Genomic DNA, 12,839 nt, shown 5'->3' with positions numbered 1-12,839 from the left:
GAACAGGCCCTCGAAAAGGCATTGGCAGAGGAAGTATCCCCCACGGGGAAAGACATCCTGGAGAAGCTTCTCCTGAACGCCGCCATAGCCCGCGACAAACAGATACCCATCTGCCAGGACACTGGATTTGCGGTGGTCTTCGTGGAACTGGGACAGGAAGTGCACCTTGTGGGTGGAGACCTGCAAGAGGCCATCACAGAGGGAGTACGCCAGGGCTACCATGAGGGTTATCTGCGCAAGAGCATCTGCCATCCTTTTACTCGCGCCAACACTGGTGACAACACCCCGGCAGTAATCCACCTAGCTCTTGTGCCGGGCGAGCATTTGCGCCTGATCGTTGCTCCCAAAGGAGGGGGCAGTGAGAACATGAGCCGGGTAACCATGCTCACTCCAGCTGCCGGCCGGGACGGCGTCAAGAAATATGTGGTCCAGAGAGTAAAAGAGTCAGGGCCCAACCCCTGCCCGCCCACTATTGTGGGGGTGGGTATCGGCGGCACTTTCGAGATGGCGGCCCTGCTGGCAAAAAAAGCGCTGCTCCGTCCAGTGGGCTCTCCGGCCAGCAACAAGGAGCTGGCTGCCCTGGAGCAGGAGCTCCTGGCCGAAATAAACTCCCTTGGCATTGGGCCGCAGGGTCTGGGTGGACGCATCACCTCTCTGGCAGTACACGTGAAAATGATGCCGTGCCACATTGCCAGCCTGCCGGTGGCAGTGAATATACAGTGCCATGCAGCGCGGCACAAAGAAATATGCCTTTAGGCAAGTGAGACAGTTTCAAGATGACTGAACCAGTAAGACTTACCACTCCTTTGACCAGCGCGGATCTGGAGCCGCTGCAAATCGGCGACCGGGTGCTGCTCAGCGGCGTAATCTACACTGGCAGAGACGCAGCTCACAAGCGGTTGCTTGCTTTGCTCGAGGCGGGAGAAAAACTCCCCTTTGATATTCGCGGCCAGATCATTTACTATGTGGGACCGTCGCCGGCTCGCCCCGGCATGGCAGTAGGAGCGGCGGGTCCTACCACGAGTTATCGCATGGACGATTACGCCCCGAAACTGCTCCAACAGGGTCTTAAAGGCATGATAGGCAAGGGCGGCAGGAGCCAGGCTGTAAGAGATGCCATGGTTCGCTACCAGGCTGTCTATTGGGCAGCCATCGGCGGAGCCGGCGCTTTGATGGCCCAGGCAATCAAGAAAGCGGAGATTATTGCCTATGAGGACCTTGGACCAGAAGCAATTCGCAGACTGCAAGTTGAGGACTTTCCTGTAATTGTAGTAAATGATGTGCGAGGCAATGATCTCTACGAACAGGGAGTAAGACAGTACGCCACCGTGGACTGACAGTGGCATCAGCGCTGAATGATGCAATTAGCGGCAGCCGAAAAGCAGCAGCAAACATCACAGGCGCCTGAGGCAACCGTCTGGTCGAGAAGTACAGTCAATAGAGACAAACAGCAGGACATTTTCTCCCGGGGGACGAGGATGAATTGGTTAGTTCGCACCCTGAGCACTTCGGTGGGCAAGAAACAGTTGATGGCCATAACCGGCATGCTGTTTCTGCTTTTTCTGGCAGCACATCTCGTGGGTAATCTTTCTATTTACCTGGGAGCTGCCTCGTTCAATTCCTACTCTGAGCACGTACATGCCCTGGGGCCTCTCCTGGTGGTCATGGAGGTGGGGCTGGTACTGTGCGCCCTGGTCCACATCATCATTGCTGTGGTGCTCTTTCTGGAAAACCGCAAAGCACGCCCGCTCAAGTATGCTATGGACAAGACCGGCAGCGGTGGACGTACCCTGTCTTCCCGGACCATGCCCTATACCGGGATCCTGATTCTACTCTTTGTCATTATTCACCTGAGCACTGTATCGAGATTTTTCGTCGATCGCAGCAGCAGGACAATTTTTGATGTGCTGACCCAGGTATTTTCCCACCCTGGCTACATCATCTTCTACACCATCGCCATGGTGATTGTGGCCTTGCATGTGAGGCACGGCCTGTGGAGCGCCTTTCAGACTGTGGGCGCCAGTCATCCCAAGTATATGCCGTTCATCGAGAAGGCCAGCATTGTCTTTGCCGTCATTGTGGCCCTGGGTTTTGGCACGCTCCCACTTGCCATCTCCTTTATGAAGTGAGGAGGTCTTACCATGAAACTGGATGCAAAAGCTCCAGGCGGTCCTCTCGAAAGTAAATGGGAGAGACACCGTTTCGAACTCAAACTGGTGAACCCTGCCAACAAGAGAAAATTCCAGATCATCGTGGTGGGCACGGGCCTGGCTGGGGGCTCTGCTTCAGCCTCGTTGGCAGAGCTCGGCTATTATGTAAAGACCTTTTGCATTCAAGATACGCCACGCCGGGCTCATAGCATTGCGGCACAGGGGGGCATCAATGCTGCCAAGAATTATCCCAATGACGGAGACAGTATCTGGCGGCTGTTTTACGACACCATCAAGGGCGGTGATTTCCGGGCCAGGGAAGCCAATGTGTATCGTTTGGCCGAAGTCAGCAACCTCATCATCGACCACTGCGTGGCCCAGGGCATTCCTTTTGCCCGGGAGTACGGAGGGCTTCTGGACAATCGCTCCTTCGGCGGAGCTCAGGTGGCGCGTACTTTCTATGCCAAGGGACAGACCGGCCAGCAATTGCTGCTGGGCGCCTACCAGGCAATGATGCGCCAGATTGCCCTTGGCCAGGTAGAAATGTTTCCCCGGCGGGAAATGCTGGATCTGGTGATAGTGGACGGCAAGGCCCGCGGCATAGTGGTGCGCAATTTGAACACCGGTGAAATCGAAAGCCATCTGGCGCATGCCGTGGTGCTGGCAACCGGCGGCTACGGCAACGTATTCTTCCTTTCCACTAACGGGATGTCATCCAATGTAAGCTGCTGCTGGCAAGCGTACAAGAAGGGCGCCGGCTTTGCCAACCCCTGTTTTATCCAGATCCATCCTACCTGCATCCCGGTTCACGGCGACTACCAGTCCAAACTCACCCTGATGAGCGAGAGTCTGCGCAATGACGGCAGGGTCTGGGTTCCCAAGAACCCTGGTGACAGGCGTCCGCCCAAAGACATCCCCGACTCGGAACGAGACTACTTCCTGGAAAGGATGTATCCCAGCTTCGGCAACCTGGTGCCGCGGGATGTGGCGTCGCGGGCTGCCAAAAGGGAGTGTGACGAAGGCAGGGGGGTAGGGCCGACAGGTCGGGCCGTGTATCTGGATTTTCGAGATGCAATTGCCAGAATGGGTGTTGCCGCAATTGAGGAAAAATATGGCAACCTGTTTCAGATGTATGAAAAGATTGTTGCCGAGGATCCATACAAGACGCCCATGATGATTTATCCCGCCTCCCACTATACCATGGGAGGTTTGTGGGTGGACTATAATCTGATGAGCACCATCCCCGGCCTCTTCGTGCTGGGGGAGGCAAATTTTTCGGACCACGGTGCCAATCGTCTGGGTGCCAGCGCCCTTATGCAGGGGTTGGCTGACGGCTACTTCATTATTCCGTATACCATTGGCGGCTACCTGGCCGGCACCCCCATAGAGGAGATAACTACCAGCCATCAGGCATTCAAGGATGCAGAAAAGGAAGCAGCTGCTTACCTCGATCGCCTGCTGTCCATGAAAGGTACCCGTACAGTAGACAGTTTTCACCGTGAACTTGGCCACATTATGTGGGACTACTGTGGTATGTCCAGAAATAACGAAGGGCTCGCCAGGGCCAGAGAGCTGGTTAGAGATTTACGTCAGGAATTCTGGGAAAATGCTTATGTCCCTGGCTCTGCAGCTGAATTCAACGATTCCCTGAGTCGGGCAATTCGGGTGGCAGACTTCCTCGAGTTCGCTGAACTGATGGTGTTAGACGCCCTGGCGCGTCGAGAATCGTGTGGCTGCCATTTTAACGAGGCATACCAGACAGAAGAGCATGAAGCAAAGCGGGATGACGACAACATGCGCCATGTGGCGGTCTGGGAGTTTGCCGGCGAAGGCAAGGAACCTGTCTTGCACAAAGAACCGCTGGAGTTTGAAAACGTGGAACTGGCACAGAGGAGCTACAAGTGAGCAGTACGACCATCAATCTCACCCTGAAGGTGTGGCGACAGCCTGGCCCTGATGCCAAAGGACAGTTCGAGACCTACCAGGCAGACCGTATTCCCACTGACGCCTCCTTTCTGGAAATGCTCGATATCGTCAATGAACACCTCACCCTGGAAGGAAAAGATCCCATTGCCTTTGACCATGATTGCCGGGAAGGCATTTGCGGTATGTGCGGTGCCGTGGTAAACGGCAGGCCCCATGGTCCCGAGAAGGAAACCACCCTGTGTCAGCTCCACATGCGTCATTTCCGCAATGGTGACACCATCGTCATCGAACCCTTCCGGGCTCGAGCCTTTCCGGTAATCAAAGATTTGGCCGTGGATCGCAGCGGTCTGGACAAAATAATCCAGGCTGGCGGCTACGTATCTGTCAACACAGGCCAGGCCCCGGAAGCCAACACCATACCGGTGGCCAAGGAAAATGCCGAGCTCGCCTTTGATGCTGCCGCCTGCATCGGTTGCGGCGCCTGCGTGGCTGCCTGCCCCAATGCCTCACCCATGCTTTTTGTCGGCGCCAAGATTTCCCATCTGGCCTTGCTGCCCCAGGGGCGGCCAGAGGCAGCCAAGCGCGCCCTTGCCATGGTGGCAGCAATGGATGAACTCGGCTTCGGCAACTGCACCAATCATCGCGACTGCGAGGTGGAGTGCCCCAAGGGAATCAAGATAACCAACATTGCGCGCATGAACCGAGAGTTCCTCAAAGCCGCCTTTGTCTCCAAAGTCAAGCTTTAACCCCCAGTAATCCCGCGGTACACCAACCTGGGCTGCAACAAGAGACAGCACCTATGATGTCTGCTTTGCTTTCTTGAAGGGGTTTATGGTGAGCACCGGAACCGAGGAGTTCTTCACCACATACTCGGCAACACTGCCAAACAGGGTGCGGTCGATTCCTTTGCGGCCATGAGTTCCCATGATCACCAGGTCTACTTTCTCCCTGTCCACCGCCCTGACGATCTCCTCGCCAGGTTCTCCCACCACTACCTGACGCTGGAATATGGGGCAGCCATGCAGGTGCTCTTCACAGACCTCATCTAACATCTTTTCAGCTGCCTCCCCCACTTCTTTGACAAAGCCGGTAATGGAGGTGTGCGGCACATGGAAGCCCGCAAAGTAGCGCAAGTCGCGAGCCACGTAAAGAAGATAGACTTCGGCCTGGAATTTCTCTACCAGGGCAAGAACCCAGGGGAGAACCGCATACGAACACTCGGAGAAATCAAGAGGATACAAGATTTTCTTGATGTCAACCATATATCTCCCTCCTTTCCGGCTGCAAACATCCCTCTAGGAGTGATGCCAAATGGAGCCACAGCAGAGATTGCTTTCTAAAGCACTCTCTTCGTCTTTATATATATTTTAACTCAAATACGGCGACTCTTCGCAAATAATCTGGACAGCTGCTTGCTAAACAGGCATATGGCCTGCAATGGCAAGGCCGCCCTCAGCAGCTTTTGCATCACAACAGGCAACAACAGCGGCGGTAAACGGTAGTGGTAGTGGTTGGCACGCTCGTGCTTGCAGCAGCAAAAAACGAAGCATGTAGACAACCCTCCATGGCTTTGACAGCCGGCCAATGGTTTTCATTTGCTTTCACTGTTGCCAGCTGATATATTTTTATATTATAGACGTGAGAGGCTCTTTCAGAGGTACATCTCCCCATACTGATGATCGTGCCTTGGTGCAATATGTTGCGGAGTAGCCTTTCCCGGATATCGACCGGCAGCTCGAAGGGACAGTTATGAAAGTCGCCGTAAGCGGCAAGGGTGGTGTTGGCAAGACTACTCTGACGGCCTTTTTGTGCACCCGGTTTGCCGACCAGGGAAACCGGGTGCTTGCCATAGATGCAGATCCGGCAGCCAATCTGGGAGTGGCTCTCGGCATCCCTGGAGCTGAATCTCTGCCACCCATAACAGAAATGAAATCCCTCATAGCGGAGAGAACAGGGGTCCAGCCGGGCACCATAGGAGGTTTTTTCAAACTGAATCCCAAAGTGGACGACCTCCCTGAAAAGATTGCCCTGTCACACGGCAACATTCGTCTCATGGTCATGGGCGGTGTCACCCAGGGAGGAACCGGCTGTGTTTGTCCAGAAAATGCCTTGCTCAAGAGTCTTGTAGCCCATCTTATTCTTGCCCGCGGCGAAATAGTTATTATGGACATGGCTGCCGGCATTGAACACCTGGGCAGAGGTACGGCCCAGGCCGTAGACAGACTGATTATAGTGGTGGAGCCTGGCCGCCGCAGCATCGATGTGGCCCGCAAGATAAAGACTCTAGCGGCTGATATTGGTTTGAATAATCTCGCCTTTGTAGGCAACAAGGTGCGCGGCAATCACGACCGTGAGTTCTTGCTCGAAGCGCTGGCAGGCTTTGCCTTCCTGGGCTTTATCCCTTATGACGAAAGAATAATCGAAGCCGATCTCCGCGGTGAATTTGCCGCGGATGTGACGGGGACCACCAGGAGGGTCCTCGAAGAAATAGCAAAAAGTCTGACTTCATAATTCGAGAGCTAGTAGAGCAATGGTAAAGTTGGGCTACAAACCGCATGAACTCGTCCGTGATCGTTGGGCGGGCACAGAAACTCTAATCGATATCCAGAATTTCCGGGATCACCGCAACCTCAACATCGACAAAGTGGGAGTAAAGAACATCCGCTATCCTGTTACGGTGTTGGACAGAAGTCATGGCCGTCAGCAAACTGTTGCCAGCATCAACATGTATGTCAACCTGCCCAAAGAATTCAAGGGCACTCACATGAGTCGCTTCATAGAGATTCTCAACGAGTATCACGGGGAGATCCATATTCGCAATTATGCTACTATTCTGGAGGCCATGAAGGAGCGCCTGCAGGCAGAATCTGCCCACCTGCAGATCAGTTTCCCCTACTTCATCGAGAAGCTGTCACCAGTGTCCGGGTCCTCTGGCTTGATGGAATATGGCGTCCACCTGACTGGCTCTCTGAGCGACCAGTATGGCTACGATCTCATAGTGCAAGTAAATGTGCCGATCACCACTGTGTGCCCCTGCTCCAAGGAAATCAGCAGCTTTGGAGCTCACAACCAGAGAGGTATTGTCAGGGTTGCCATTAGATTCAAACGCTTTGTCTGGCTGGAAGAACTGATTCAATTGGTGGAGTCCGAGGCCTCATGCGATGTTTACTCGGTGCTCAAGCGACCTGATGAAAAGTATGTAACTGAAAAGGCTCATCTGAATCCGAAATTTGTGGAAGACGTGGTGCGCGACATTGCAGCCAGACTTGAAAAGGACAGCAATATTACCTGGTACTCCGTGGACTCGGAAAACTTCGAGTCCATACACAATCACAGTGCTTATGCACTCATTGAGAACCGCAAAGAGCCTCTCACCGGAGACAAACCTCTCGGTGGCAAGCAACATCTGCCGCCAGAAGAATGACCAAAGCAAGCCCAGCCTCATGTTTGCTCTCCACAACCAGTAGCCAGGCTGCCCCCAGAAACATCCGGCTTAGGAATCTCTCTTGAGTTTGCGGATTTTCTCTAGCAAAGTTGCTGCTCTGTTCAGGTAACTCTGCACCTGCTTGTAATGAGGATCAAGTTGCTTGACGAGCTGCCACTCGTGTATGGCCTTTTCCAGGTCTTCTGCTTCAAAGTATTGAATTCCCTTGCGATAGTGTATGCTCTTGTAAGTAGCTTCACACTTCTGCAGATATCTGCGGCAAAGGGTGCATTGCTGGTCGAAGGTGAGCGCCCTTTTGAAATGACTGCGGGCTTCCAAGTAGTCGCCTTTTTCCAGGAGAGCAAGGCCCAGCCTATAATGGGCGCGCCCCATGTATTGCCGACTCTTTTTTCTTTCCGGGTAACTGTTGAGCACCTTCTGAAACTCAACCAGTGCTGCCAGGTAGCGCCCGTCCTCAAAAAGGCTGATGCCATGTTCTTCATAACTGTTGACGGGATCATAGATTTCCCCGGCAGCGGCCTCGCTTTCAGTGGCGGCAAGCGCTGCCGTTTGCATGGGGAGTCTCTGCCTGACAGCTGCCTCACTGAGGGCCCTCTCCTTGGCGCCACTGCTGGCAGACTTCTGCAGAGATAGCTTGCCACCACTTCTTTTTGCGGCAGTCCTGCTAGAGGCAGTTTTTTCAGGGAGGAACTTCACTCCTTCTATGACAGGAATTTTCAACTTCATGCCTGCATGTATTGTAGTGGCATCTTCAAGGTTATTGAACCGGGCAATAATGTCGAATTTTGTCTGGTCGCCGTAGTATCGTTTGGCAATGGCGGTGAGATATTCTCCTTCTTTGACCCGATGTATCACGTAGCGCCACGAACGGAACCTCTCCTTGGGCTGCAGCAAGGCGAGCACTTCTGGATAGTCGGGCCGCAACCGCAAGGCAAGCAAGAGCTCATGACGACCCTGCTGATACTTTCCCTGTTCCCAGAGGGCTCGACCTTTCAGATAGTGCTCTTCAGCACGCTGCCGTAGCGAGGCCTGCAGTTCGGCCTTGTTGGCCTGTAGAACTGCCAGGGCAGCATCATACGTCTGCAGGGCCTTCACTGGTTCACCCTGCTGTTCATACTGCAAAGCCCGCTCAAGCAGCACTTGCTGCAGGCGAGCCTCCGCTGTCCTTTTCCTCTGCAAAGGCGTGTCCCAAAAGCTGTTTTGCCACGCAGCACAGCCGCTGATGATGCTGCCGCAAAAACAGAGCCAGAGCAAACAGATAAACAGCCGACCTTTCATTGAAGATTTTCCCGGGCAAACGTCTTCAACATGGTAAGAAGCGACTGCTTCGAGACCGAATTAAAGACCTGATATCTTTTTACTTTGAACGGATCCGCAAAAAAAGGATTCGTACCGCGCATTACTGAAACGCCACCACGATAGCCCGCCTGTTTGGCCATGGTGATCACCAGATCATTGAATCGACCATATGGATAGGCAAGCCATACTGCTTCCTGGCCCACCTTTTTTTTGATGAGCCGACGAGATTCCACCAGCTCCCGCCTCACCCTGGCCAGGTAGCCGGCGTCACTCTCCCCTGGCTTTTTGCGCGTCAGATCTGCATGACTGAGAGTATGCGATTCAATTTCAAAACCTGCTTCTGCTAGCTCCTTCAGCTGGTTCCAGCTCAGAGCGTTAGAACTGCTATTGATGAAATCGGTGTAGATAAACAGAGTGGCCTTGAAGCCAAGGCGTTGCAGCACCGGATAGGCAAGATCGTAGACAGAGCTGTAACCGTCGTCGATGGTTATGGCTATGGCCTTCGGCGGCAGCGGCTCTTCATAAGAGAGAAACCTCAGCACCTGCTTCATGCTCACCGTATGATAGCCCTGCCGCTTCAAGAAAGCCATCTGATCGCTAAATTTGTCAATAGGCATGCAGAGTGCCGTTTTGCACTGCCTGCTGAAGTGATGGTAAGTCAGCACGGGCACCAGCTGATAGCCCTCCTGCTGGAGTCCTCCTAGATTGCTTGGCTCCAGCGGTATAACCAGAACCTGTCCGGGAAGCAGCTCCACTCCGTCATTCGCCTGGTTAATGAGCCAGCCCTTTTGTGGATCTCCGTAGAACCGTTGGGCCAGCTCTGGCAGGCTATCACCCTGTTTCACCACATAGACCACGGTCTTCTCTGACTGAAATGTGGGCAGCTGTTGGGCCTCTTCCGCTGACAGAGGCGTGGAAGGCCAGAGACAAAAGGCAGATCCTTCTCCTCGAAGCGGTGGGCAAAGCAGCATAACAAAGACTGCTGCTGCCACTATCACGGGTCTTACGGCGGAGTTACTGCTCCGCCACAGCCTGTTCCACATAATCCAGTACCTCATAGACCTTTACTGGCTCCTGCCTACCTTTGATTTCCACATTGCCACGTTCTCGCAGAGCAAACCCCGGATTGTCTTTAACCCTGAGATAAGTTTGCTCACTGATGAGAATCTCATCCAATCCTGCCAGATCGGTAAGCCGTGAGGCCACATTGACATTGTCGCCGATCACGGTGTATTCCATGCGCTTGTTCGATCCCAGATTGCCGGCAACCACTTCGCCTGTATTTATACCGATGCCAACGTGGATGGGATCGGCTTCCCTGCCGTGTTTCTGATTCAGGGCAACAAGACTTTGCCGCACCTCCACTGCAGCCTGCACCGCCCGTTCGGGGTGCAGTGGATCAACAGCGAGCGCCCCGAACACCCCCATTACCGAGTCACCGACAAATTTGTCCAGATAGCCGCCATGCTTGATGATGACATCTGTCACCAGAGTGAAATAGGAATTCAGCAGTTCAACAATCATCTCGGGTTCTGTTCGCTCGGCTAGAGAAGTAAAACCGCGAATGTCCACAAAAACCACTGTGGTCTCCAGGCGGGCACCCTTCAGCCACTCGTCATCAGGACTGGCAAGAATCCGCTCGACGATCTCTGGAGTCACATAGCGACCAAATGAGGTCTGAATGCGTTCTTTCAACCGCAGGTCCTCTGCCATGCGGTTGAAGGCTTCGGCAAGATCACCGAGTTCATCATTGCGGGCAAGATTTACCCGATAAGTAAGGTTCCCCTTGCCAATCTCCTCCACCCCCTTCACCAGCCGCTGGATCGGCCGGGAAAAGTAGAGGCTGAGAATCATGCTCATGGCAATTCCCGTGATAGTTATGGCCAGGGTGAGGATAAAAATAAAGACCTTGGCATTGGAAATACTGTCTTCAATGTACCTGGTAGTCAGTGCCAGATAAACTTCCCCCACCTCAACCTTCTGGTACATGACTGGCACCGAAAAGAGCAGCAGGGTTTCATCTCCTTTATGATAGCTGTGCACCTCGAGATTGCCGTCAGTTTTCACCGGCTGCAGCATGGCAGGGGCGAGATAGCGGCTTCCCACCAAGCTGATGTCACTGTGGGCCTGCACTATCCCTTTGTTGTTACAGATCAGAGCAAAAACCACTTCTTCGTTCTTGGCGATCCTGCTGACCAGCTGGTAGAGGGATAGCTCAACTCCTTCCAGCAAGTCCTCCGGACTGTTGGTAGCCACATAGCGCGCCATGGTGGCGCCGAACTTGATCAACTGCCTGGTATACTGCTGCCGCTGCCGACTGAGTACGCTCATACTGATAGTAGAAATTATCACCAGGATTCCCAGGGTCGCCAGGGAGGTAAACTTGATGAATATTGGTATGCGCAGCTTACGGACCACGGTCGTCCTCAGCAGCACCCTACTTCTCCACCAGCAGAGAATTCAGTACAGGAGAAGAAAAACCGGTTGCTCGGCGCTCGCTCTAAGGTGTTTCAAACCACACAATTGTGGGAATAGCCATCCATCAACTCGGGGATGAATGCATGTTTCATTCCAAAATGACTGCCCCTCACATAACTCGACGCCAGGACAAGTCCTGGCCTTTCCCGGGAGCCTCTGCTGCGTCGCCGCCTTGCAAACCAGGGCTGTAAAAGCCACGCGGTTAGCTGGCCGCAAAGACCAGTGCCTGCCGCGCTACACTCCTGTGAGCATAGACCCATACGGCAACCAGTCTCGCTGTTTGCTGCTGGTGATTGGCTGAGGATTTTTGCAAAGAGGATGTCTAGTTAACGCAGTTTCAAAGTGGCGAGAGCAATTAGTGCCAGGATGCCAGAAACAATCCACAGACGGATGACCACCTTGGTTTCTGCAAAACCCCGGTGTTGCAGGCCGTGATGCAGCGGGGCCCTGTAAAATATTCTCCGGCCCAGCCAGCGAACACCTATCTTGTCCTGGATCTGTGAGGTGAGGGCCTCCACAAGAAACAGCCCACCCAGCAATGGGAAAAGCAGCTCCTGCTTTAGAAGAACACTGATCACCGCCACCACACCTCCTATGGCAAGGGAGCCTGTATCCCCCATAAAAATCTGGGCCGGATAAGCATTGTACCAGAGGAAACCGAGACCGGCACCAATGAATGCCGAGGCAAATACAGTCAATTCCCCCGCGCCCCGCAGATAGGGATACTGGAGGTATGCCGAGTAGATCTTGTTGCCCATCACATAGGCAAACACCCCGAGCACTGCGACCACAAAAATGGAAGGAGTGATGGCCAGGCCATCCAAACCGTCGGTTATGTTCACGGCGTTGGCCACCAGGAGCATGAAAATAAGCAGGAATACGCCATAGATGATTCCCACATCCAACAACGGTCTCTTGACGAAGGGAGCGTAAAGTTTGCTCGCCACATCTTGGCCCACAGGCGAGTAAGGCCCTAGAAAGAAAAGAATGAACAGCAGGGCAAAGGCCGTCTGCAGAAGCAGCTTGGTTATTTCACCGAGTCCCTTCTGGCCGCTGCCATGTTTACTTTTCAACCAGTCGTCCCAGAAGCCGATGCCACCGAACCAGAGCATTGCCCCCATACAGAGGAGCAAGAACGAATTGGTCAGGTTGCACCACAGCATTACAGAGACGGCCACGGCCACCACCAGGAGCACCCCTCCCATGGTGGGGGTGCCAGCCTTGTCAAAGGCCGAGGAGATGCCCGTCTCCCGAATGTGATCCAGAAAATGCCGCCGGTGCATGGCTCGGATAAACCTGGGGCTCAGGATAAAGACGATCAGCACAGCCGTGAGCGCCGCCATCACCGAGCGAAAGCTCAAATAGTTGACCAGCCGAAAAAAACCAAGCCATTCGAACTGGCTCTGCAGCCAGCGACCAAGATGGTATATCATTGGCTTCCTCCAGGGCTGTCTCCGTGTGCAGGCCATGCCTGCTGGCGTATCAACAAAGAGTGTTCTCTAAGAGTCTTGCAGCACATACACTCAATAGCCTGCTCACAG

General features: G+C 53.8%; 12 protein-coding genes. 7 read left to right on the top strand and 5 right to left on the bottom strand.

Features of this window, described 5'->3' with window-relative positions; genetic code table 11:
• The 5 genes from JRI89_08475 to JRI89_08455 all read left to right on the top strand — a co-directional run.
• Positions 1-756, top strand: a 756-nt coding sequence (locus JRI89_08475) for a fumarate hydratase (GenBank protein ID MBW2071276.1), incomplete at its 5' end; no start/stop codon positions are given.
• 20 nt (positions 757-776) lie between these two features.
• Complete coding sequence (locus tag JRI89_08470) at positions 777-1,337, top strand: Fe-S-containing hydro-lyase (GenBank protein MBW2071275.1); 561 nt, start codon at positions 777-779, stop codon at positions 1,335-1,337.
• Between the two features lie 141 nt (positions 1,338-1,478).
• A complete protein-coding gene (locus JRI89_08465; GenBank protein ID MBW2071274.1) occupies positions 1,479-2,129 on the top strand; it encodes a succinate dehydrogenase cytochrome b subunit in 651 nt (216 codons plus the stop codon).
• Positions 2,130-2,141: 12 nt separating this feature from the next.
• Positions 2,142-4,055 (top strand): fumarate reductase/succinate dehydrogenase flavoprotein subunit, encoded by a 1,914-nt coding sequence (locus tag JRI89_08460; GenBank protein MBW2071273.1) that lies wholly within the window; start codon positions 2,142-2,144, stop codon positions 4,053-4,055.
• Positions 4,052-4,822, top strand: coding sequence for a succinate dehydrogenase/fumarate reductase iron-sulfur subunit (locus JRI89_08455; GenBank protein ID MBW2071272.1), 771 nt, complete (start codon positions 4,052-4,054; stop codon positions 4,820-4,822). Before JRI89_08460 ends, JRI89_08455 begins: the two co-directional genes overlap by 4 nt.
• Positions 4,823-4,873: 51 nt before the next feature.
• Here JRI89_08455 and JRI89_08450 read toward each other — a convergent pair whose 3' ends face one another.
• Positions 4,874-5,338, bottom strand: a complete 465-nt coding sequence (locus JRI89_08450; GenBank protein ID MBW2071271.1) for a universal stress protein — start codon at positions 5,336-5,338, stop codon at positions 4,874-4,876.
• Between the two features lie 487 nt (positions 5,339-5,825).
• On the opposite strand from JRI89_08450, the gene JRI89_08445 reads away from it, so the two are divergent.
• Together JRI89_08445 and JRI89_08440 are read left to right on the top strand one after the other, a co-directional pair.
• Positions 5,826-6,587, top strand: a complete 762-nt coding sequence (locus JRI89_08445; protein ID MBW2071270.1) for an AAA family ATPase — start codon at positions 5,826-5,828, stop codon at positions 6,585-6,587.
• A 19-nt stretch (positions 6,588-6,606) separates the two neighbouring features.
• Entirely contained in the window at positions 6,607-7,500 is an 894-nt protein-coding gene (locus JRI89_08440; GenBank protein ID MBW2071269.1) for a GTP cyclohydrolase I FolE2, read from the top strand.
• Between the two features lie 69 nt (positions 7,501-7,569).
• Here JRI89_08440 and JRI89_08435 read toward each other — a convergent pair whose 3' ends face one another.
• The 4 genes from JRI89_08435 to mraY form a co-directional block, all read right to left on the bottom strand.
• Positions 7,570-8,799 (bottom strand): tetratricopeptide repeat protein, encoded by a 1,230-nt coding sequence (locus JRI89_08435; protein ID MBW2071268.1) that lies wholly within the window; start codon positions 8,797-8,799, stop codon positions 7,570-7,572.
• Positions 8,796-9,863 (bottom strand): polysaccharide deacetylase family protein, encoded by a 1,068-nt coding sequence (locus JRI89_08430; protein ID MBW2071267.1) that lies wholly within the window; start codon positions 9,861-9,863, stop codon positions 8,796-8,798. Before JRI89_08430 ends, JRI89_08435 begins: the two co-directional genes overlap by 4 nt.
• Positions 9,835-11,256, bottom strand: coding sequence for a HAMP domain-containing protein (locus tag JRI89_08425; GenBank protein ID MBW2071266.1), 1,422 nt, complete (start codon positions 11,254-11,256; stop codon positions 9,835-9,837). Before JRI89_08425 ends, JRI89_08430 begins: the two co-directional genes overlap by 29 nt.
• A 368-nt stretch (positions 11,257-11,624) precedes the next feature.
• Positions 11,625-12,731 (bottom strand): phospho-N-acetylmuramoyl-pentapeptide-transferase, encoded by a 1,107-nt coding sequence (mraY, locus tag JRI89_08420; GenBank protein ID MBW2071265.1) that lies wholly within the window; start codon positions 12,729-12,731, stop codon positions 11,625-11,627.
• Between the last annotated feature and the right edge of the window lie 108 nt (positions 12,732-12,839).

Source organism: Deltaproteobacteria bacterium, from assembly GCA_019309045.1.
In the GTDB taxonomy this organism is placed as follows: Bacteria; Desulfobacterota; Syntrophobacteria; order BM002; family BM002; genus JAFDGZ01.
Note: the sequence above shows the minus strand (reverse complement) of the source record. Positions and strands in the feature narration are given on the sequence as shown.

Coding starts and splice junctions, on each gene's coding strand:
- JRI89_08435 (MBW2071268.1), bottom strand. CDS start 8,799: ATGAAAGGTCGGCTGTTTATCTGTTTGCTCTGGCTCTGTTTTTGCGGC.
- JRI89_08430 (MBW2071267.1), bottom strand. CDS start 9,863: ATGTGGAACAGGCTGTGGCGGAGCAGTAACTCCGCCGTAAGACCCGTG.
- mraY (MBW2071265.1), bottom strand. CDS start 12,731: ATGATATACCATCTTGGTCGCTGGCTGCAGAGCCAGTTCGAATGGCTT.
- JRI89_08450 (MBW2071271.1), bottom strand. CDS start 5,338: ATGGTTGACATCAAGAAAATCTTGTATCCTCTTGATTTCTCCGAGTGT.
- JRI89_08445 (MBW2071270.1), top strand. CDS start 5,826: ATGAAAGTCGCCGTAAGCGGCAAGGGTGGTGTTGGCAAGACTACTCTG.
- JRI89_08440 (MBW2071269.1), top strand. CDS start 6,607: ATGGTAAAGTTGGGCTACAAACCGCATGAACTCGTCCGTGATCGTTGG.
- JRI89_08470 (MBW2071275.1), top strand. CDS start 777: ATGACTGAACCAGTAAGACTTACCACTCCTTTGACCAGCGCGGATCTG.
- JRI89_08460 (MBW2071273.1), top strand. CDS start 2,142: ATGAAACTGGATGCAAAAGCTCCAGGCGGTCCTCTCGAAAGTAAATGG.
- JRI89_08465 (MBW2071274.1), top strand. CDS start 1,479: ATGAATTGGTTAGTTCGCACCCTGAGCACTTCGGTGGGCAAGAAACAG.